Consider the following 19,835-nt stretch of genomic DNA (forward strand, 5'->3'; position numbering starts at 1 on the left):
AGCCAATCCTCCATTTTTGGTGCCCAAGCCCGCGACGCATGTACGCTTACACCGATTTCGATCGCCAATTCATCCGAGAACGCGCGGCACAGTTCCGCGACCAGCTTCAACGCCATCTGGCTGGCTCCCTCGACGCCGAAGCCTTCAAGCCCCTGCGGCTGCAAAACGGCTGGTACATCCAGCGCCACGCCCCCATGCTGCGCGTGGCCGTGCCCTACGGCGAGCTCTCCAGCCGCCAGGTTCGGGCGTTGGCCCGCATCGCCCGCGAGTACGACCAGCCCAGCCACGAGGTGTTCCAAGGCGCAGTAGCGGCCCAAAACCGGCTCGGCAGCATCCAGCTGCGTGATGGCCGGGCCATCGCCAGCCGGCTGCCCACGGGCTACGCGCACTTCACCACCCGGCAGAATGTGCAGTTCAACTGGATACCGCTGCACTTGGCCGCCGACGTGATGGACCTGCTGGCCAGCGTGGACATGCACGGCATCCAGACCAGCGGCAACTGCATCCGCAACATCACCACCGACGCGCTGGCCGGCATTGCCGTGGACGAAGTGGCCGACCCTCGCCCCTTCGCCGAAATTCTGCGCCAATGGAGCACGCTGCACCCCGAGTTCGCCTTTTTGCCGCGCAAATTCAAAATCGCCATCACCGGCGCGCGCGAAGACCGCGCCGCCATCCACTGGCACGACGTGGGCCTGCGCCTGGTACGCAACGAGGCTGGGCAGCTCGGCTTCAAAGTGCTGGCCGGTGGCGGCATGGGCCGCACCCCCACCATCGCCACGGTGATGCGCGAATTCCTGCCCTGCGACCAGATCCTCAACTACCTGGAAGCGCTGGTGCGCATCTACAACGCCTGGGGCCGGCGCGACAACATCTACAAGGCCCGCATCAAGATTTTGGTCAAAGCCGAAGGCCAGCGCTACATCGACGAGGTGGAGGCCGAGTACCGCCGCATCGTGGAGCAAGACGGCGCCCCGCACACCATCACCGCTGCCGAGTTGGAGCGCGTGAGCCGCTGCTTCGCGCCACCACCACCCAGCGCCTCGGCCCACTGCACCGACGAAAAAGTCGCCCGCATCCTGCGGGCCGCTGCCGACGATGATGTGGAGTTCGGCCGCTGGATCCAGCAAAACGTCCATCCGCACAAAAACCCCGATCTGCGCGCCGTCACGCTGTCGTTCAAGCGCCTGGGGCAAGCCCCGGGCGACGCCACGGCCGACCAGCTCGACGCGGTGGCCGAACTGGCCGACCGCTACAGCGCCGGCGAGGTGCGCGTGACCCACGAGCAGAACCTCCTGCTGCCCTGGGTGCGCTGCGACGCGCTGCCCGACCTGTGGCGCGACGCCCGCCGCCTGGGCCTGGCCCGCCCCAATATCGGCTTGCTGACCGACATGATCGCCTGCCCGGGCGGGGATTTCTGCGACCTGGCCAACGCCCGTTCGCTCACCGTGGCCGAAGCCATCGCCACCCGTTATCAAGATCTGGATGAGCTGCACGACCTGGGCCCAATCGACTTGCACATCAGTGGCTGCATCAACAGCTGCGGCCACCATCACAGCGGTCACATCGGCATCCTTGGCGTGGATAAGGACGGTCAGGAGTGGTATCAGCTCACCTTGGGCGGCTCCGACGGCACCGACTTGAGCGGCCCCCCCGGCGCTGGCAAGGTGGTGGGGCCGTCCTTTTCGGCGCAAGAGATCCCCGAAGCGGTGGAGGCCGTGCTCGACACCTACCGCGAACTGCGCCAGCCTGCGGAACGCTTCATCGAGACGCTGCGGCGCGTCGGGCACGACCCGTTCAAGGCCGCCGCCAACGCCGTGCGCGTGACCACGGCCCGCGCCAGCTCGGAAGCGGCTGCCCTGGCCTGACTCACCTCCACGCAGACCCGACACCTACCCCCATGCGACTGCTGACCACCGAACCCCCATCTACCGCCGGACTGCTGCGGTTGGACAACACCGCCGACGTGCGCCACATCGCCCTGGACGGGGTGCAGTGCATCGAACTGCACTTTCCCAAATTCACCGATGGCCGGGCCTTCACCCAGGCCGTGCTGCTGCGCCGGCAGCGCGGGTTTACCGGCACCTTGCGCGCCACGGGCGACGTGTTGATCGACCAGTTGCTCCAGATGCAGCGCTGCGGATTCGACGAAGCGCTGCTACGCCCCGACCAGGACGCCGCCCACGGCCAACGGCTGCTGCGCCACTTCAGCGGCTTCTACCAGGGCGATGCCCAACAAGCCCGGCCGCATTTTGCCCGCGCGCGCTGACGCTGAGGCCACCTGCCAAGGAACCGACACCATGCCCGAGACACCCGCTTCCCCGCTGCCACAGGCATCGGCCTGGCCAACTGCGGCTGCGCCTGCGCCGGCCCCCGTCCCGGCCACCCGGCTGCATGCCCGCCCATCGGCCGATTACGCCGCCAAATTGGCCGAAACCGAAGCCCTGCTGCGCCATGCCGCCCAGGACCATCAACCCGTCGTCCAGGCGTCCAGCCTCGGGGCGGAAGACGTGGTCATCACCCACCTGGCCAACCGGCTGGCGCTGAGCATCCCCCTGTTCGTGCTCGACACCGGGGCGCTGCACCCCGAAACGCTGCAATTGCTGGCCCGCACCCAGGCTGGCTCGCGCAACCCGGTCACGGTGTACCGCCCGCAGCCCCAGGCGGTGGCCGACTTCGTGGCCCGCGAAGGCGCCGACGCCATGTACCGCAGCATCGAGCTGCGCAAAGCCTGCTGCGGCATCCGCAAGATGGAACCCTTGGCGCGCGCCTTGCGCGGCCACAAAGGCTGGATCACCGGTCTGCGGCGCGAACAATCCTCTGCCCGCGCCGAAGTGCCCCTGATCGACACCACCGAAGCCGGTCTGCCCCCGGGGCACGGCGGCTCGCCCAGCGCCGGGCTGACCAAATTCAACCCGCTGGCCCGCTGGACTTGGGGAGACGTGTGGCACTACATCGCCACCGAAGGGGTGGACTACAACCCCCTGCATGACCAGTTCTACCCCAGCATCGGCTGCGCCCCCTGCACCCGCGCCATCACCCTGGGCGAAGACTTTCGCGCCGGCCGCTGGTGGTGGGAAAGCGAGACGGCCAAGGAATGTGGCTTGCACGTCAAGAAACACCAGGAGACCGCATGAACGCCCGCACCGACCCCCATCTGCTGCACCCCCCCACATCCATGAGCCACCGACTCGACAACACCCATCTCGACGCGCTGGAAGAAGAAACCATCTTCATCCTGCGCGAAGTCGCTGCCGCCTTCGAGCGACCCGCGTTGCTGTTTTCAGGGGGCAAGGATTCACTGGTCATGCTCAAGTGCGCGGAAAAAGCCTTTGGCATCGGCCGGCTGCCTTTCCCGCTGCTGATGATCGACACCGGGCACAACTTCCCTGAAGTCACGGCGTTTCGCGACCAGCGTGCCCGGGAATTGCAGGCCGAACTGATCGTGCGCAGCGTCGAAGACTCCATCGCCCGCGGCACGGTGCGCCTGAGCCGGCCCGATGAAAGCCGCAACGCCCACCAGTCCGTCACCTTGCTGGAGGCCATCGAGGAGTTCCGTTTCGACGCCCTCATCGGTGGCGCGCGCCGCGACGAAGAAAAGGCCCGGGCCAAGGAGCGCATCTTCAGCCACCGCGACGCCTTCGGCCAGTGGCAGCCCAAAGCCCAGCGCCCCGAGCTGTGGACGCTCTTCAACACCCGGCTGCACCCCGGCGAGCACTTCCGTGTGTTCCCCATCTCCAACTGGACGGAGCTGGACGTGTGGCAGTACATCGAACGCGAACACGTCGGCCTGCCCAGCCTGTACTACAGCCACCGGCGCGAAGTGGTGGAGCGCCGCGGGCTGCTGGTGCCCGTCACCCCGTTGACGCCGCCACGCCCTGGCGAAACCGTGGTGGTGCGCGACGTGCGCTTCCGCACCGTGGGCGACATCACCTGCACCTGCCCCGTGCCCAGCACCGCCGCCACGCCGACTGAGATCGTGATCGAGACCCTGACCGCCGACTTGAGCGAGCGCGGCGCCACTCGCATGGACGACAAGACCAGCGACGCCTCGATGGAGAAACGCAAACGCGAAGGATATTTCTGATGGACGCCCTCAAATTCATCACCTGCGGCTCGGTCGATGACGGCAAGAGCACACTGATCGGCCGCCTGCTGGTGGACAGCAAGGCCGTGCTGCAAGACCACCTGGCCGGCGTGCAACGCGGGGGGGAAACCGACCTGGCCCTGCTGACCGACGGCCTCTCGGCCGAGCGCGAGCAAGGCATCACCATCGACGTGGCCTACCGCTACTTCAGTACCGAAGCACGCAAATTCATCATCGGCGATGCGCCCGGCCACGAGCAGTACACCCGCAACATGGTCACGGCCGCCTCCAGCGCCGATGCCGCCGTGGTACTGGTGGATGCCACCAAGCTGGACTGGGCCCAACCCGCCGTGCCCCTGCTGCCACAAACCCGGCGCCACGCGCTGCTGTGCCAACTGCTGCGCGTGCCCAGCATCGTCTTTGCCGTCAACAAGCTCGACGCGGTGGCCGACCCGGCCCTGGCCTTCGGGCACATCCGGCAAGCCTTGGAGCGCTTCGCTGCCGAGGCCGGCATTCCCGTGCGCGCCACCGTGCCCATTTCCGCCCTCAAAGGCTGGAACGTGGTGGATTTCGGCCACGAGCAACCCGGCTGGTGCGGCTATGACGGACCCTCCCTGCTGGAAATCCTCGAACAACTCCCCACCACGCCGCAAGACACCACCGCCCCCGTGGCCTTCCCGGTGCAGTGGGTGGAAAAGCTGCACGATAGCCACGTGACCCACCAGGGCCGCCGCATTTTCTGGGGCCGGCTGGCCGCCGGCACGGTGCAGCCGGGCACCGAGGTGCAGGTGTTCCCCAGCGGCCAGCGGGCCGTGGTGGCTCAGGTGCTGGACCACGTGCGTCGCTCGGGCGCCGTCGGCGCCGGGCACAGTGCCGGCATCGTGCTCGACCGGGAGGTGGACGTCTCGCGCGGCGACTGGCTGCTGGCAGCCCCCATCCACAGCGACGCCCCGGCACCAGAGGACGACTTCGGCGACAGCCCGGCCACACCCGCCAGCGCGTACCCGGCCAGCCGCGAGCTCCAAGCCACCATTGCCTGGCTGGACGAAGATCCGCTGCTGCCGGGCCGGGTGTACTGGGCGCTGCATGGCCACCGCTGGGTCAAGGCCAAGGTGCGCCGGGTGGCGCATCGGCTCAACATCCACACCCTGGCCGCCGAACCCGCCGACCGCCTGGAGGCCAACGCCATTGGCCATGTGGAGCTGCTCCTGCAAGAAGCCATCCCCACCGTGCCGTATGCGCAATCGCGCCAACTCGGCGCATTGATTTTGGTGGATACCGCCAGCCACAAAACCTCGGGCGCGGTGTTGGTGAACTGAGCCGCCCCGGCGGCCGATCGGTGCCTTGCCCCTTAAAATCCACGTTTTGAGCCCAACCGGCCGGCGTGCCCCCTTGGCGTGTGCCGGCCGGCTTCTCATCCACGAAACCGCTGCCCATTGCGCAGCGCCCCCACCATGACCCACGTTGTTACCGAAGCCTGCATCGCCTGCAAATACACCGACTGTGTGGACGTCTGCCCCGTGGACTGCTTCCGCGAAGGGCCCAACTTCCTCACCATCGACCCGGACGAGTGCATCGACTGCGCCGTCTGCATTCCGGAATGCCCGGTCAGCGCGATCTATGCCGAAGAAGACGTGCCCAAAGACCAGCAGCACATGATTGCGCTGAATGCCGAACTCGCCAAGCTGCCGGGCTGGAAGAGCATCACCAAACGCAAGGCCCCCCTGCCCGACCACGAAAAATACAAAGACCAGACCGGCAAGCTGGCGCTGCTGCAGCGCTGAAACGGCGGGGGCGGGCACGTGGTGGAAACCGATGCCGTCGTCATCGGCGCCGGGCCGGTGGGGCTGTTCCAAGTCTTTCAACTCGGCCTGCAAGACATCCGCGCCCACCTGATTGACGCGCTGCCCCACCCCGGCGGCCAGTGCGCCGAGCTGTACCCGGACAAACCCATTTACGACATTGCGGGCCTGCCCGTTTGCACCGGCAGCGAGCTGACGAAGCGGCTGTTGCAACAAATCGCCCCCTTCGCCACGCCCATGCATTTGGGGCAGCAGGTGCAAAGCCTGCAACGCCAGCCCGACGGACGGCTGCTGCTGAGCACCACGGCCGGGCGGCAATGGCTCACCCGCGCCGTTTTTCTGGCCGCGGGCGTGGGCGCCTTCGTGCCGCGCAAAGTCGCCGTTCCGGGGCTGGACGCCTTCGAGGCCGGACCTCACCCTCAGGTGCGCTACTTTGGCGTCGATGCGGCGACGCTCTCAGGTCAGCACGCGGTCATCATGGGCGGGGAAGACGCCGCCCTGGAAACGGCTTTGCAACTGCTGCGCAGCCAGCATTGCGCCAGCGTCACCCTGCTGCACCGCAGCGACCGGTTCAAGGCCGAAGCGGCTTTGGAGCAGGCGGCACGGGAAGCCATCGGCCAAGGCGCGCTGCGCTTCGTGGTGGGCCAGCCCTTGGCGCTGGAAAGCACGCCTGGCCCCCAAGGCCCGCGGCTGCAGGCGCTGCGGTTGGCCACGCCAGACACCCCTGAAGGGCAGACCCAGCCCTTGCCCGTGGACGTGCTGCTGCCCCGGCTGGGCCTCAGCCCCCAATTGGGCCCAATCGCCGAATGGGGGCTGGCGATGGAACGCAAACAGATCGTGGTGGACACCGCCCGCTTTGCCACGAGCGAAGCCGGCATCTTCGCCGTGGGCGATGTCTGCACTTACCCCGGCAAGCGCAAGCTCATCGTCTGCGGCTTTCACGAAGCCACCCTGGCCGCGTTTGCCGCTGCCGAACTGATCCACCCCGAGCGCCGCGTGCTGCTGCAATACACCACCACCAGCCCACGGCTGCATGCATTGCTGGGCGTGGCTAGCCCAGCACGCGGGTAGGCCGCGGCGCATGGCCGTGGTTCAGCGGCCCGCTGCCGCCCCCCGTGGTCACGGCGGCGCCGGCTTCGATGGCCCCGCGAATGTAGCCATGGGCGGCCTGCACCGCTTCTTCCAGGGTATGCCCCAGCGCCAGATGGGCCGCGATGGCAGAGGACAAGGTGCACCCCGTGCCATGCACATTGCGGCTGGCAATGCGCGGGCCACTGAGGCGCTGCCAATATGCCGGTGGCTCGGCGGCCAGCGCCAGCACGTCGGTCACCATGTCGCCGGCCAGGTGCCCGCCTTTGAGCAGCACCGCCTGGGCGCCTTGGGCCAGCAAATCGGCGCAGGCGGCATCGAAATCTTCCAGCGCTTTGACGGGCCGGCCCAGCAGCAGCGCGGCCTCGTCCAGGTTGGGCGTGATCACCGTGGCGCGGGGAAACAGCTCGCGCACCAGCACTTGCACGGTGGCAGGCTCGATCAGCGCATCGCCACTGGTGGCCACCATCACCGGGTCCAGCACCACCCGATCGAGCCGATACGTATCGATGGCCCAGGCCACCGCCTGCACGATGTCGGGCGCATGCAGCATCCCAATCTTGACCGCATCGACCCCGATGTCTTCGACCACCGCCGCGATTTGCGCTTTCAGGAAATCGGCCGGCACCCCGTGAATGCCCTTGACGCCCAGCGTGTTTTGCGCGGTCAGCGCCGTGATGGCCGACATGCCGTAGCAACCCAACGCGGCAAACGTCTTGAGGTCGGCCTGGATGCCAGCGCCACCGCCCGAGTCGCTGCCGGCGATGGTCAACACACGCGCATAGCGCAAAGCGCCCGTGGCGCATGAAGTCGGCGTTGCAGTCATGGGGCGAATTATCGGGCAACCGCCCGCCTCACCGGCGGCCGCGGGCGGGGCTGTGATGTAATTCCGGTTTGTCCCTCATGACCTCTATGCCTGCTTCTGCCTCCATCCGACACAGCGCCGAACCCGTGCTGGTGCTGGGTGCGGGCCTGATGGGGCGGCTGCTGGCCGTCCTGCTGGCCCAAGCCGGTCACCCGGTGCGCATCGTGGACGCTGGCGGCCCCGATGGCCAAGGCGCGGCCGCCCGGGTCGCCGCCGCCATGCTGGCGCCGCTGGCCGAATCGGCCATCACCGAGCCCAACGTCGTGGCCATGGGCCGGCACGCGCTGGCCCGCTGGCCCCAGATTCTGGCGCGGCTGGACGCGCCGGTGTACTTCCAGCAAAACGGCACCCTGATCGTCTGGCACCGGCAAGACGGCCACGAAGCCCGACGCTTCCAAGCCCTGCTGGCCGCCACCGGCCGCGCCCTGCCTGAGCTGCCTGCTCCACAGCCGCTGGAGGCCGGCTGCCTGGCGGCATTGGAGCCGGCCTTGGCCTCGCGCTTTCACCAAGGGCTGTACCTACCGGAAGAAGGGCAGCTGGACAACCGGCAACTGCTGCACGCCCTGACCCAGACCTTGGAGCGGCTGGGGGTGCGGATCGAATGGCACAGCGCCTGGACCGACGCCCAAGCCCTGGCGCACCAGCGCCAATCGGGCGGCTGGGTGCTGGACTGCCGCGGCCTGGGTGCGCGGACCGATTGGCAGGCCCTGCGTGGCGTGCGGGGCGAAGTGGTGCGGCTGCATGCCCCCGACGTGACCCTACAGCGCCCCACCCGTCTGCTGCATCCGCGCTACCCCATCTATATCGCGCCCAAGCCCGATCACGTGTTCGTCATCGGCGCCACCGAAATCGAAACCGATGACCTCTCGCCCGCGAGCGTGCGCTCGGTGCTGGAACTGCTCAGCGCCGCCTATGCCGTGCACCCGGGGTTCGGGGAAGGGCGCATCCTGGAGCTTTGCACCCAGTGCCGCCCCACCCTGCCGGACAACCTGCCAGCGGTCGAAGCCATCGCGCCGCGGATGCTGCGCATCAACGGCCTGTACCGGCACGGCTTCATGATCGCGCCGGCCTTGGCCGATGTGGTGCTGCAACACCTGCACGAAGGCCATGCCACCCTGGCAGAACAACTGGGCCTGCGCTTTCATCATGTCCCCGACCCTGCCGCCTGCGTGGCCGAACACTGACACCGGCCCAACGCCTGTTCAACGCCTGATCCTGCCCCATGCATGTGCTGATCAACCAACGCCCTTACGACCTGCCAGAAGGCGCGAGCCTGGCCGATGCGGTGCAAGTCCTGCAACCTCAAGGCCCGTATGCCGCTGCCGTCAATCTGCGTTTCGTGCCGCGCGCTGAGCATGCCCAGACCCCCTTGCACGAGGGCGACCACATCGAAATCATCGTGCCGGTGACGGGGGGATGACCCCCATTTCCCCCCGGCCCCCGGACCCCGCTCCGACATTCACACCCATCGCCGCCCATGAACGCCACGGCCACCCCGCCCGACGACGCCCTGACCCTCTACGGCCAGCCCTTTGCCAGCCGGCTGCTGCTGGGCACCGCCCGCTACCCCTCGCCACGGGTGCTGCAGCAGGCGATCGAGCGTGCCCAGCCCTGCATGCTCACCGCCTCCTTGCGGCGCCAAGGCGCGGCCGGGCTCGATGCAGGCCATGGCATCTGGCCCCTGCTGCAAGCCATGGGCGTGCCCGTGCTGCCCAACACCGCCGGCTGCCACAGCGTGCAGGAGGCCATCACGACGGCCGAAATGGCGCGCGAAGTGTTCCAGACCCCCTGGATCAAGCTCGAACTGATCGGCGACGACTACACCCTGCAACCCGATACCCTGCAGCTGGTCGGCGCTGCCGAACACCTCATCAAAGCCGGCTTTCATGTGCTGCCTTACACCACCGACGACCTGGTGTTGTGCCAGCGGCTGGTCGATGTCGGCTGCCAGGCCGTCATGCCTTGGGCCGCCCCCATTGGCACGGGCAAGGGCCCGATCAACCCCTATGCCTTGCGGCTGCTGCGCGAACGGCTGGACGTGCCCTTGATCGTGGACGCCGGGCTGGGGCTGCCCTCGCACGCCTGCCAGGTCATGGAATGGGGGTTTGACGCCGTGCTCCTGAACACCGCGGTGGCCTTGGCCCAGAACCCCGTGGCCATGGCCGGCGCCTTTGCCGATGCCGTGCGCGCGGGGCGAGACGCCTTTTTGGCCGGCGCCATGACGCCCCAAGAGACGGCGCAACCCAGCACCCCGGTGCTCGGCACGCCCTTCTGGCATCAAGCCTGACGCCCCTCCCCCATCGCCCTCGCTGCCATGCCCGACACCGCGCTTGCCCTGCAAACCCTCGTGCAACACCACCAGGCCCTGGGTCTGAACAGCCACGTCGAGCCGCACGCCATGCCGCCAGACGACAGCCCCTACGCCATCGCCTACGCGGCCGCGCGGCGTCTGGGCTTCATCCCGGCGGATGCGGACTGCATCGCCCAAGCCTGGCAGCGCCAGTCCGAGCGCACCGGGCGGTTCGACCCCACGGCGTGGCCGTGCGAGCCGAGCGACTTTGGCCTGCCCCCTCCGCAGAGCGCCGGGGGCTTCGCGCCCGCGCCATCGGCCCTGGGGCTGTATGCCGTGCTGCCCGATGCGGGCTGGATTGGCCGCATGGCCCGCGCTGGCGTGCCGACCCTGCAATTGCGCTTCAAGTCCACCGACGCCGAGGCCATCCGCGCCGAAGTCCGGGCCGCGGTCGCCGCGGTGGCGGGCACACCGGCGCAGCTCTACATCAATGACCACTGGCAAGCCGCCATCGAGGCGGGCGCCTACGGCGTCCACCTGGGGCAGGAGGACCTCGATACACTGGCGCCTGAGGATATCGAGCGGCTGCGCGCCAGCGGCCTGCGCCTGGGCATCAGCACCCACGGCTACGCCGAAATGTGCCGGGCCGCCGCGCTGCGCCCCAGTTACATCGCCTTGGGTGCGGTGTTCCCCACCACGCTCAAAGCCATGCCCACCCCGCCACAAGGGTTGGCTCGGCTGGCCGCCTATGCCTGGCTGCTGCGCAGCTGGCCGACGGTGGCGATCGGCGGCATCGGCCTGGAGCACCTGAACGCCGTCGCGGCCACGGGGGTCGGCTCGTTCGCCGTGGTGCGGGCCATCACTGGCGCGAGTCACCCGGAGCAGGCGGCCCAAGCCCTGATGGCCGCCTGGGCCCGCGCACGCGGCGCCCAGACTTGAGGGGCTGATCGCAGCGACTGGATCACAGCGGCTGAACGACGGACGGGTCGGGCCGCTGCAGCCATTGGGCCCACTCGTCGGCCAAGCGCTCGCTGGCGGCCACGGCCGTTCTCCAGTCCCGCATCCGGGCATCCAGGTCGCTGCCGTAGCGGGGGAAGTCGGTGCGGTCTGGCAGCTTGCCGTTGGGCAGCCGGCTCACCCACGCCGGATCGGGCGCCAGCACCACCGTGTGGTCCAGAAAAGCGGTGGCCTTGTGCCGCCATTTCAGGGCTTTGTCGAGCCAGCCGGGCACCACATGGCGCTGGAAATGCGGATACAGCACCAACCCGCGTTCGGGGCGGTAGGGCAGATGCAGGTGATAGTCGGTGATGCCGCCATCCCAGTAAGCGCCCCGCGGCGCCCCCGCAATGTCGTGCACCGCCTCCAGCACGAAAGGAATCGAGCAACTGGCCTGCAACGCGGGCATGAAGTTGGCTTCGGTCAGCGGCACCTGGCGGGTGCGGTAGTCGTGGGTGGCAAACGGCAGCGGGGCCGCGGGCTGGCTGAACACCACCCGCTCCAGCCACACGCCCATGGCCTGGCGCCGCACGGCGTTGGTGAGATAGGCGCCGAGGTAGCCAGCCGGCGTGCGCCAACGCCCTTCGCGCGCCAGCACATGACGCCCGCGAGAGGTGACGATATGCACCCGATAGCGGGGATGCCCCAGCACCTCGGCCACCCGGCCGCCATAGAAAGCCTGAAGGCTTTGGCCAAACCGCTCGCTCACGTGGCGAGGAATCGGCCGTTTGCGCCCGGGCGGCACCTGATAGTCTTGCGCGATGTAGTCCTGCTCCAAGCGGCGAAACGCCGCCACCGGATCAGCCAGACAGGCCGTGGCCATGCGCCAGGCGCCGATGGAGGCGCCCACCAAGTCCACCGGCTGGCTGCTCGCCGGCAGCCATTGCCCGAACAGAAAACGGTCCAGCGGCCCCAGGATCAGCCCTTTCGGCCCGCCGGCGGCCCCGGCCACCACGCCCACGTGCGCCGGCTCCAAGCCCTCACGCCGAATGTGCTCCAGGGCCTTGGGCCCGGCATAGATGCGCAATGCCTGCATTCGCCTCAACCTCCGGCCGTCGTCAGCACATGCAGGCCGGCCAGTTCGGGATCGACCAGCAGGTCGGGGTCCAGCCCCAGCACCTCGCCCATGGCATCGGGATAGGTGTGGATGAGGTCCTCTCGGCGGTTGCCATGGACCAGCACCCGCGCTCGCCAACTGGCCAGGTGCACGACGACGGCCAGCGGGTCGATGGGGTCGTGCTCCAGCGGGTCGGCATGTTGGCCGATGGCGTCGGCCAGCAGGCGGGGCAACCGCCAGTGTTGAGCCAATGCGCCACCGGCTTCGGCATACGAGTACCCCAAGGCCAGATACTCGGCCCGGGCCCGGTCCAGCTCGAACACGTCCACTTTCTGGTCGATGGCCAGCATGGTTTCGGGCATGCCCATGTGCATCACCAGCTCACCCACGCCGTGCAGCAAAGCGGCGGTGAAGGCCAGGTTTTCGTCGAGCCGCCGAGGGGTGCAGACCAGCCGCGCCACGGTGGCGGCGGCAAAGCTGAAATGCCAGAAGCGGTCCAGATTGACGCCACTGACGGCATGAAAGCTGGCATTGAGCGCCGCGCCGATCACCAACGCCCGCACCTTGTTGAGCCCCAGCACCATCACGGCATCGCGCACGGTGGCCACCGGCCGCAGGAGGCGGAAAAACGAGGAGTTGGCCTGTTGCAGCAGGCGCGCGGCCATGGCCGGATCGCGTTCGATCTCGGTGGCGATGCGCGACAGATCCACCTCCGCCTGATCGAAGGTCTGGATCAGCCGGGCCGCCAGTTCAGGCACCACCGGCAAGGCATGGGGTTGACGCAGCAATTCCTCCAGCCGCATGCTCACCCCATGAAGGCCGACAGTTCTCCGGCCGAAGTCCACTCGCTCGGGTCTTTGTCGAGCACCATTTGCAGATCGAGACCCAGCAGAATGGCCACCACATCGGGGAACGTGGCGGCCAACCCCTCACGGTCCATGCCGATTTCTTGGGCGCGGGCCCGCCATGACGCCATATGTACCACGCCCGCCATGGGCTCGTAGATGTCGCCCTCAAAGGGCACGAGCTGGTGTTTGAGCGCGCGGACGATGGCCTCAGGGAAATCCCATTTCAGGGCAAAGGCCGCGCTGACATCGGCGTAGGTGTATCCCAGCGCGGCGCGCTCGGCCTCGGCCCGCTTCATGTCCAGGGGCGAGACGGTCCAGTCCAACTTGGCCATCGCATCGGGCATGCCGATGTGCATCACCAAATCGCCCACCGCATGCACCAGCCCGGCGGTGAAGGCCGCGCCGTCGTTGTAGCGCAGGCTTTTGGCCAGCGTGCGGCAGATCTTGGCGGTGTTGAGGCTGTAGCGCCAGAATTGCTCCAGATTGACGCCCGGCACCGATTTGAAGCTGCTGCTCAGGGCCACGGCCTGCACCAGGGTGCGCACATGGTTGAAGCCCAAGACGCTGATGGCATCGGATACGCTGACGACTTCGCGGGTGAGCCCGAAAAACGCGGAGTTGGCCAGCTTGAGCAGGCGAGCGGTCAGGCCCGGATCGGTGGCCACGGCCTCGCTGATGGCGCGCGGGTCGGGGTCGTCCTTGTTCAGCTCGGTCATCACTTCGGAAACCACCCGCGGGATGCTGGGCAGCGCCTTGGCTTGGGCCAGAAGCTCTTCGAGTTGCATGGCGGCAGTCGGAATGTCGGATGCGGTCAGTATAGTGGAGGGATCGGGGCTCAGCGCTTGAGCCCTTGGAGCTTGGCAAAGGCCGAGGCCATGGCCCCCAGGGGCGCGGCGGCGGCTTGCCGTCCGCCCTGCCCTGGGCGGTGGGCGCGGCCTGCCGGCTCGAAGCGGTTGGCCCCCTCGCGGCGCTGCGAGCGGGCGCCCGGCTCATCGCCGAGCCGCATGCTCAAGCCGATGCGCTTGCGCGCCACATCCACTTCCATCACCTTGACCTTGACGATGTCGCCGGTCTTGACCACGTCGCGCGCGTCTTGCACGAACTTGTGGGACAGCTGGCTGACGTGGACCAGGCCGTCTTGGTGCACGCCGATGTCCACGAAGGCACCAAACTGGGCCACGTTGCTGACCGTCCCCTCCAGAATCATGCCTTCCTTGAGGTCGGTGATGTCTTCCACCCCCTCGTTGAAGCGGGCCACCCGGAAGTCGGGGCGCGGGTCGCGGCCGGGCTTTTCCAGCTCGCCCAGGATGTCGCGCACGGTCACGATGCCGAAGCGCTCGTCGGCAAACCATTCGGGCTTGAGGGCATGGATCAAGTCCACCCGGCCCATGAGCTCGGCCACCGGCTTGCCGGTGCGGGCCATGATGCGCTCGACCACAGGGTAGGTTTCGGGGTGCACGCCGGTCATGTCCAGCGGGTTGTCGCCCTCGCGGATGCGCAAGAAGCCGGCGCTTTGTTCAAACGTCTTGGCCCCCAGGCCGCTGACCTGTAGCAACTGCTGGCGGCTGCGAAACGCCCCATGCGTCTCGCGCCAGCGCACCACGGCCTTGGCCACGCTGGGCGACAAGCCCGAGACCCGCGCCAGCAGCGGCACGCTGGCGGTGTTGAGGTCCACCCCCACGGCGTTGACGCAGTCCTCGACCACGGCGTCGAGCGTGCGGGCCAGCTCGCTTTGGTTGACGTCGTGCTGGTACTGCCCCACGCCAATGCTCTTGGGCTCGATCTTGACCAATTCGGCCAAGGGGTCTTGCAGGCGGCGGGCGATGCTGGCGGCCCCGCGCAGGCTCACGTCCACATCGGGCATTTCCTCGGAGGCGTATTCGCTGGCGGAATACACCGAGGCCCCGGCCTCGCTGACCACGACTTTCTGGGGCACGGCCACGCCGTCTTGGGCCCGAGCGGCCAGGCGCTGGATGAGATCGGCGGCCAGGCGGTCGGTTTCGCGGCTGGCCGTGCCGTTGCCGATGGCAATCAGCTCGACGCGGTGCTTGAGGCACAGCGCGCCCAAGGTCGCGATGGCGCCTTCCCAGTCGCGCCGGGGTTCGTGGGGGTACACGGTGGCGGTATCGACGAGCTTGCCCGTGGCATCGACCACGGCCACCTTGACCCCGGTGCGGATACCCGGGTCCAATCCCATGACGGGGCGCGGCCCAGCGGGGGCGGCCAGCAGCAGGTCGCGCAGATTGTCGGCGAACACTTTGATGGCGACTTTTTCCGCCGCTTCGCGCAGGCGGGCAAACAGGTCGCGCTCGATCGACAGGCTGAGCTTGACGCGCCACGTCCAGGCCACGCATTTGCGGATCAGGTCGTCGGCAGGGCGGCCTTGGTGGCTCCAGCCGAGGTGGCGGGCGATGCGGCCCTCGGCCAGCGAGGGCTGGGGCGCGGGCTTGCCTGCCGACTCGCTGGCCGCCGGCAGCGGCTCCGGCGCGACCAGCCGCACGTCCAGGATGTCTTGCGCCCGGCCCCGGAACACGGCCAACGCCCGGTGCGAAGGCACGCGGCCGATGGGCTCCTCGTAGTCGAAGTAGTCGCGGAATTTCGCCACTTCGGGGTCGGCATCGCTTTTGCCTTCGACCTTGCGGCTTTGCAACACCCCCTCTTGCCACAGCCACTCACGCAAGCCCTGCACCAGAGTGGCGTCCTCGGCCCAGCGTTCGCTCAGGATGTCGCGCACCCCGTCGAGCACGGCGGCCACGGTGGTGAAGTCGCTGCCATCGTCGCCCTTGGCGGCCTTGACGTAAGGCTGGGCCTCGTCGGACGGCACCCGGGTGGGGTCGGCCAACAGCAGGTCGGCCAGCGGCTCCAGGCCGTTTTCCCGGGCGATCATCCCTTTGGTGCGGCGCTTGGGCTTGTAAGGCAGGTACAGGTCTTCCAGCGCTTGCTTGGTGGCAGCGGCTTCGATGGCGCTGCGCAGCTGTGGGGTCAGCTTGCCCTGCTCCTCGATGCTCTTGAGCACCGCGGCCCGCCGCTCTTGCAGTTCGCGCAGATAGGTCAGACGGGTTTCGAGCTCACGCAGTTGGGCATCGTCGAGGCCGCCGGTGGCTTCTTTGCGGTAGCGGGCAATGAAGGGCACGGTGGCGCCACCGTCCAGCAGGGACACGGCCGCTTCGACTTGGGCGGGGCGCACGCCCAGTTCATCGGCAAGAAGAGAAACGATAGAAATACTCACAGTCGAGAGAGGCTCGTCGAATCGAAAGTGCGCAAGTTTGCCACAGCGAATGCCGCGGCACGCGGCTTGCTAACTGGCCAATCGTGATCGTTCATCATCATTGACCCCCTGCCGCATGAGCTTACCTGCCACCGCTGTCGACAACTACCTGCCCTACATGCCCGACGTTTCCCGCTGTGAGACGTCGCTGCGCGAGCTCAACCTGATGTGGCGCCTGATCGAGTCGACCGCGCGCATGGTCTGCCCGCAGGAGGCGCAGGCCATCCTGCCGACGATTGCCGCCACCCGCGCCGGCTTCGACCGGCTGGAACGCGAGCTGGTGCGCAGCCTGGTGGCGGAGAAGATCGACCACGCGATGGCGGCGCTGGGCACCCGCGCCGGCTACGTGATCGACATCGTCGTTCGCAACCTGTACGAGCGCACCGCCGACGTCGGCTTCCTGGCCACCGACCGCGTGCTGTGCGAGTTCGTCGCCGGGCTGACTCGCGACGCCGACGCCGTGCGCGCGCGGCTGCTGTCGTACCGGCGCAAGTACACGGTCTACGACGAGATCCTGCTGCTGGATCCGCAGGGCAACGTGCTGGTGCAGACCGACCCCGCGCACGCGGTGGAGGGCACGCAGGACCCGCTGCTGGCGCAGGCGCTGGCCTCGGACGGCTACGTGCAGATCTTTCGCCCGACCGACCTGCGCCCAGGGCTGGGCGCCAGCCTCATCTACGCCCAGCGCATGCTGCACCCGACGACGCGTCAGCCGGCCGGCGTGCTGTGCCTGGTGTTCGGCTTCGAGGCCGAGATGGCCGGCATCTTCCGCTCGCACGGCGACCCGGCCGGCCGCTCGATCCTGCTGCTGCTCGACGGCCAGGCGCGCGTCATCGCCAGCTCCGACGAGCACTGGATCGCGCGCGGCGCCCAGGTGCCGGTCAACCCCGACGGCGCGCCGCGCCTGCTGCTGCACGCCGGGCGCGAGTACCTGGTCTGCACGCGCCGCGCCGAGGGCTACCAGGGCTACATGGGCCCGGAGGGCTGGCAGGGGCAGGTGATGGTACCGGTGGACCTGGCCTTCACGCGCGACGAGGGCAGCGCGCTGGAGGCGCTGGACCCCGGCACCGCCGCCGGCCTGCTGTCGCACGCGCGCAGCTTCAGCCCGCCGCTGTACGAGGTGATCCGCGCCACCGAGTCGATCCGGCGCGTGGTGTGGAACGGCCAGGTCGTCACCGCCGGTGGCGACATCGACCGCCAGCGCCTCAAGACCATCCTCGACCAGATCAGCGAGACCGGCGCGCGCAGCAACACGCTGTTCGCGCAGTCGGTGCGCGACCTCTACGACACCGTGCTGGCCTCGGGCCTGCAGCGTGTCGGTTTCGTCGCCCACCTGGCGGTGGACCTGCTGGACCGCAACCTGTACGAGCGCGCCGACGACTGCCGCTGGTGGGCGATGACGCCGGAGCTGCGCACCATCCTGGCGCAGCCGGAGCCCCAGGACGGTGCGCGCGAGACGATCACGCCGCTGCTGCGCTACATCCACTCGCTCTACACCGTCTACACCCGGCTGTTCGTCTACGACCGCGGCGGGCGCATCGTCGCCCAGTCGCACGACGGCGGCGACGACGGGCTGGTGGGCCGCCGCGTCGACGAGGCCACGCTGCAGGCCGTGCTGGCGCTGCCGGACGAGCAGAGCTACCACGTCTCGCCGTTCCAGGTGGAGCCGTGGACCGACGGACGCCCGACCTACACCTACCACGCCGCGATCCGCCACCCGGAGGACGGCCACGTCGTAGGCGGCATCGGCATCGTCTTCCACGCCGAGCGCGAGCTGCTGGCGATGCTGCGCGGCGCGATCGGCCAGCGGGCGGACGCGCGCGCATACCTGACCGACCGGCAGGGCCGCGTCATCGCCAGCACCGACCCGGCCACGCCGGTGGGGGCGGTGCTGGCCGCCGCCGGCCCATGGCTGGAGCTGCCCAACGGCGCCACCGCCAGCCGCGTCATCGAGCACGAGGGGCACTACGTGCTGCTGGGCGCCTCGGCCTCGGCCGGCTACCGCGAGTTCAAGACCAGCGACGGCTACCGCGACGACGTGCTGGCCTTCGTGATCGAGACGCTGGGCCCGGTGCGGCGTGCCTCCACACGCGCCGACACCACGCAGCACGACGGCTGGACGAACACCACCCGCGGCGGGCGAGAGTACGCCACCTTCTACCTCGGCGACGGCCTGCTGGCGCTGGATGCGGCCTGCGTGCGTGAGGCCGTGCCGGCCGAACGCATGACCCCCGCCCCGCCACAGGGGCATCCCGCTTTGGTCGGGATGCTGCCCCCCACCGACCACACCGCCCTCCAACATTTCATCTGGGTATACGACCTTGGGCGGTTGTTGGGAGGCAACGCCTCGGCCGATTCCGCGGCGCAGGGGCGCCAGATCATTCTGCTGGAGCACGATGGCCAGACCGCCGGCCTGCTGGTGGACGAACTGCACGCGGTGCCAGAGTTTGGCGTCGACGAGATCATCCCCGCGCCATTTGGTGGCGCCGCCCGTCGCCTGATCGAGCACCTGATCCGCGCGCGTGGCGGCGATCTGTTGATTGCGGTGCTGGATACGCAGCGGTTGTTTGCGGCCCTGCGCAAGACCGAGGGCATGCCTTCAAGCGCCTGAGCGCAACGCCGCGCGCAACTGCGCCCCCACTTCCGGGCGCTCGGCAAAGGGATCGGGGGGATTGCGGCCTTCGACGATGGCTTCCAGGCGGGTGCGCACATTGCCCAGGGCCTTGGGGTGGCTGTAGATGTAGAACCGGCCCTGCTCGATCGCTTGGAACACCTGGGCCGCCACTTCCGCCGCCGTGACCTTGCCGCTGCTGACGGCCTTTTCGCTCATGGCCTGGCCAATGAGCTGGCTGCGGGTGGGGGCGGCCGAGGGTAGGTCCGTCGGGCGGTTGCGCTGACTCTGGCTGATTGCGGTGGGCACGAAGTAAGGGCACAGGACGCTCGCCCCCACCTGGTCGGTGACCAGCGCCAGATCTTGATAGAGGGTCTCGGTCAGCGCGACCACGGCATGCTTGCTCACGTTATACACCCCCATGTTCGGGGGCGTAAGCAAGCCCGCCATGCTGGCCGTGTTGACGATGTGCCCTCGATAGGCTGGGTCGGCCTGCGCGGCGGCCAACATCATGGGCGTGAACACGCGCACCCCGTGCACCACCCCCCAGAGGTTGACGCCCAGCACCCAGTTCCAGTCGGCCACGGTGTTTTCCCAGATCAGGCCACCGGCGGCCACTCCCGCGTTGTTGAACACGAAGTGGGGCGCGCCGAACCGTTGCCGCACTTCCGCGCCGAGGGCATCCATCGCCTCGGCATGGGAGACATCCACGCGACGGGCCAGCACCGTCGCTGCGGCAGCCTCCAGTTCCTGCCGGGCACGGTCCAGCGCATCGGCCTGCACGTCCACCAGCACCAGGCGCATGCCGCGTGCTGCGGCCAGGCGCGCCACCTCCAGCCCGAAGCCCGAACCGGCCCCGGTGATCACAGCCGTCCGGCCAGCGAAGGTATCCAGCATGTATGCGTCTCCTCGTGTGTGTGGT

The 19,835-nt window shown here is 68.5% G+C and carries 18 protein-coding genes; 12 read left to right on the forward strand and 6 right to left on the reverse strand.

Translation table 11 applies throughout. The features are described 5' to 3' along the window. The first annotated feature begins 38 nt into the window (after positions 1-38). From DFR43_RS06335 to DFR43_RS06365, 7 genes are all read left to right on the forward strand, one after another. Positions 39-1,868 carry a nitrite/sulfite reductase gene (locus DFR43_RS06335; RefSeq protein ID WP_133596783.1) on the forward strand — a complete coding sequence of 610 codons (1,830 nt, stop codon included), beginning with the start codon at positions 39-41 and terminating at the stop codon, positions 1,866-1,868. 32 nt (positions 1,869-1,900) lie between these two features. Next, complete coding sequence (locus tag DFR43_RS06340) at positions 1,901-2,269, forward strand: DUF934 domain-containing protein (protein WP_133596785.1); 369 nt, start codon at positions 1,901-1,903, stop codon at positions 2,267-2,269. A 31-nt stretch (positions 2,270-2,300) separates the two neighbouring features. Further along, positions 2,301-3,137: a phosphoadenylyl-sulfate reductase gene (locus DFR43_RS06345; protein WP_133596787.1), complete on the forward strand. Its 837-nt coding sequence runs from the start codon at positions 2,301-2,303 to the stop codon at positions 3,135-3,137. Then, entirely contained in the window at positions 3,134-4,087 is a 954-nt protein-coding gene (gene cysD, locus DFR43_RS06350) for a sulfate adenylyltransferase subunit CysD (RefSeq protein ID WP_133596789.1), read from the forward strand. The genes DFR43_RS06345 and cysD overlap by 4 nt, the downstream gene beginning before the upstream one ends. Next, on the forward strand, positions 4,087-5,406 hold the full coding sequence (locus DFR43_RS06355) for a sulfate adenylyltransferase subunit 1 (RefSeq protein ID WP_133596791.1): 1,320 nt from the start codon (positions 4,087-4,089) through the stop codon (positions 5,404-5,406). Before cysD ends, DFR43_RS06355 begins: the two co-directional genes overlap by 1 nt. 135 nt (positions 5,407-5,541) lie before the next feature. Continuing rightward, the gene (fdxA, locus tag DFR43_RS06360) at positions 5,542-5,871 is read left to right on the forward strand and encodes a ferredoxin FdxA (RefSeq protein ID WP_133596793.1); all 330 of its coding nucleotides are present in this window, start codon (positions 5,542-5,544) and stop codon (positions 5,869-5,871) included. Positions 5,872-5,889: 18 nt separating this feature from the next. Continuing rightward, positions 5,890-6,960 (forward strand): NAD(P)/FAD-dependent oxidoreductase, encoded by a 1,071-nt coding sequence (locus DFR43_RS06365; RefSeq protein ID WP_133596795.1) that lies wholly within the window; start codon positions 5,890-5,892, stop codon positions 6,958-6,960. On the opposite strand, the gene thiD is transcribed toward DFR43_RS06365, so the two are convergent. After that, positions 6,941-7,804, reverse strand: a complete 864-nt coding sequence (gene thiD, locus DFR43_RS06370; protein ID WP_133596797.1) for a bifunctional hydroxymethylpyrimidine kinase/phosphomethylpyrimidine kinase — start codon at positions 7,802-7,804, stop codon at positions 6,941-6,943. The two genes, DFR43_RS06365 and thiD, sit on opposite strands and share 20 nt — an antisense overlap. An 86-nt stretch (positions 7,805-7,890) precedes the next feature. Here thiD and thiO point away from each other — a divergent pair, with 86 nt between their 5' ends. From thiO to DFR43_RS06390, 4 genes are read left to right on the forward strand one after another with little or no spacing between them, the layout of a single operon-like run. Continuing rightward, positions 7,891-9,027, forward strand: coding sequence for a glycine oxidase ThiO (gene thiO / locus DFR43_RS06375; RefSeq protein ID WP_133596799.1), 1,137 nt, complete (start codon positions 7,891-7,893; stop codon positions 9,025-9,027). Between the two features lie 38 nt (positions 9,028-9,065). After that, on the forward strand, positions 9,066-9,263 hold the full coding sequence (gene thiS / locus DFR43_RS06380; RefSeq protein ID WP_133596801.1) for a sulfur carrier protein ThiS: 198 nt from the start codon (positions 9,066-9,068) through the stop codon (positions 9,261-9,263). Positions 9,264-9,320: 57 nt separating this feature from the next. After that, positions 9,321-10,130, forward strand: coding sequence for a thiazole synthase (locus DFR43_RS06385; protein WP_133596803.1), 810 nt, complete (start codon positions 9,321-9,323; stop codon positions 10,128-10,130). A gap of 27 nt (positions 10,131-10,157) precedes the next feature. Then, positions 10,158-11,072, forward strand: a complete 915-nt coding sequence (locus tag DFR43_RS06390; RefSeq protein WP_133596805.1) for a thiamine phosphate synthase — start codon at positions 10,158-10,160, stop codon at positions 11,070-11,072. 22 nt (positions 11,073-11,094) lie between these two features. On the opposite strand, the gene DFR43_RS06395 is transcribed toward DFR43_RS06390, so the two are convergent. Genes DFR43_RS06395 through DFR43_RS06410 form a run of 4 tightly spaced genes read right to left on the reverse strand, consistent with a single transcriptional unit; the run spans position 11,095 to position 16,263 of the window. Then, positions 11,095-12,165 carry a patatin-like phospholipase family protein gene (locus DFR43_RS06395; RefSeq protein WP_133596807.1) on the reverse strand — a complete coding sequence of 357 codons (1,071 nt, stop codon included), beginning with the start codon at positions 12,163-12,165 and terminating at the stop codon, positions 11,095-11,097. Positions 12,166-12,170: 5 nt separating this feature from the next. Beyond that, entirely contained in the window at positions 12,171-12,989 is an 819-nt protein-coding gene (locus DFR43_RS06400; protein WP_211338614.1) for an HDOD domain-containing protein, read from the reverse strand. Positions 12,990-12,991: 2 nt separating this feature from the next. Further along, positions 12,992-13,819 carry an HDOD domain-containing protein gene (locus tag DFR43_RS06405; RefSeq protein WP_133596811.1) on the reverse strand — a complete coding sequence of 276 codons (828 nt, stop codon included), beginning with the start codon at positions 13,817-13,819 and terminating at the stop codon, positions 12,992-12,994. Positions 13,820-13,869: 50 nt separating this feature from the next. Continuing rightward, positions 13,870-16,263, reverse strand: coding sequence for a Tex family protein (locus DFR43_RS06410; RefSeq protein WP_245988851.1), 2,394 nt, complete (start codon positions 16,261-16,263; stop codon positions 13,870-13,872). A gap of 115 nt (positions 16,264-16,378) precedes the next feature. On the opposite strand from DFR43_RS06410, the gene DFR43_RS06415 reads away from it, so the two are divergent. Further along, a complete protein-coding gene (locus DFR43_RS06415) occupies positions 16,379-18,913 on the forward strand; it encodes a chemotaxis protein CheW (RefSeq protein ID WP_133596813.1) in 2,535 nt (844 codons plus the stop codon). Here DFR43_RS06415 and DFR43_RS06420 read toward each other — a convergent pair. Further along, positions 18,902-19,810: an SDR family oxidoreductase gene (locus tag DFR43_RS06420; RefSeq protein ID WP_133596815.1), complete on the reverse strand. Its 909-nt coding sequence runs from the start codon at positions 19,808-19,810 to the stop codon at positions 18,902-18,904. The two genes, DFR43_RS06415 and DFR43_RS06420, sit on opposite strands and share 12 nt — an antisense overlap. Positions 19,811-19,835: the final 25 nt, after the last annotated feature.

The organism is Tepidicella xavieri, from assembly GCF_004363315.1.
Classification (GTDB): Bacteria; Pseudomonadota; Gammaproteobacteria; order Burkholderiales; family Burkholderiaceae_C; genus Tepidicella; species Tepidicella xavieri.

What these genes read in the sequence shown, in the direction of transcription:
- DFR43_RS06335 (WP_133596783.1), top strand. Translation starts at nt 39, where the DNA reads ATGTACGCTTACACCGATTTCGATCGCCAATTCATCCGAGAACGCGCG.
- DFR43_RS06340 (WP_133596785.1), top strand. Translation starts at nt 1,901, where the DNA reads ATGCGACTGCTGACCACCGAACCCCCATCTACCGCCGGACTGCTGCGG.
- DFR43_RS06345 (WP_133596787.1), top strand. Translation starts at nt 2,301, where the DNA reads ATGCCCGAGACACCCGCTTCCCCGCTGCCACAGGCATCGGCCTGGCCA.
- cysD (WP_133596789.1), top strand. Translation starts at nt 3,134, where the DNA reads ATGAACGCCCGCACCGACCCCCATCTGCTGCACCCCCCCACATCCATG.
- DFR43_RS06355 (WP_133596791.1), top strand. Translation starts at nt 4,087, where the DNA reads ATGGACGCCCTCAAATTCATCACCTGCGGCTCGGTCGATGACGGCAAG.
- fdxA (WP_133596793.1), top strand. Translation starts at nt 5,542, where the DNA reads ATGACCCACGTTGTTACCGAAGCCTGCATCGCCTGCAAATACACCGAC.
- thiD (WP_133596797.1), bottom strand. Translation starts at nt 7,804, where the DNA reads ATGACTGCAACGCCGACTTCATGCGCCACGGGCGCTTTGCGCTATGCG.
- thiO (WP_133596799.1), top strand. Translation starts at nt 7,891, where the DNA reads ATGCCTGCTTCTGCCTCCATCCGACACAGCGCCGAACCCGTGCTGGTG.
- thiS (WP_133596801.1), top strand. Translation starts at nt 9,066, where the DNA reads ATGCATGTGCTGATCAACCAACGCCCTTACGACCTGCCAGAAGGCGCG.
- DFR43_RS06385 (WP_133596803.1), top strand. Translation starts at nt 9,321, where the DNA reads ATGAACGCCACGGCCACCCCGCCCGACGACGCCCTGACCCTCTACGGC.
- DFR43_RS06390 (WP_133596805.1), top strand. Translation starts at nt 10,158, where the DNA reads ATGCCCGACACCGCGCTTGCCCTGCAAACCCTCGTGCAACACCACCAG.
- DFR43_RS06395 (WP_133596807.1), bottom strand. Translation starts at nt 12,165, where the DNA reads ATGCAGGCATTGCGCATCTATGCCGGGCCCAAGGCCCTGGAGCACATT.
- DFR43_RS06400 (WP_211338614.1), bottom strand. Translation starts at nt 12,989, where the DNA reads ATGCGGCTGGAGGAATTGCTGCGTCAACCCCATGCCTTGCCGGTGGTG.
- DFR43_RS06405 (WP_133596811.1), bottom strand. Translation starts at nt 13,819, where the DNA reads ATGCAACTCGAAGAGCTTCTGGCCCAAGCCAAGGCGCTGCCCAGCATC.
- DFR43_RS06415 (WP_133596813.1), top strand. Translation starts at nt 16,379, where the DNA reads ATGAGCTTACCTGCCACCGCTGTCGACAACTACCTGCCCTACATGCCC.
- DFR43_RS06420 (WP_133596815.1), bottom strand. Translation starts at nt 19,810, where the DNA reads ATGCTGGATACCTTCGCTGGCCGGACGGCTGTGATCACCGGGGCCGGT.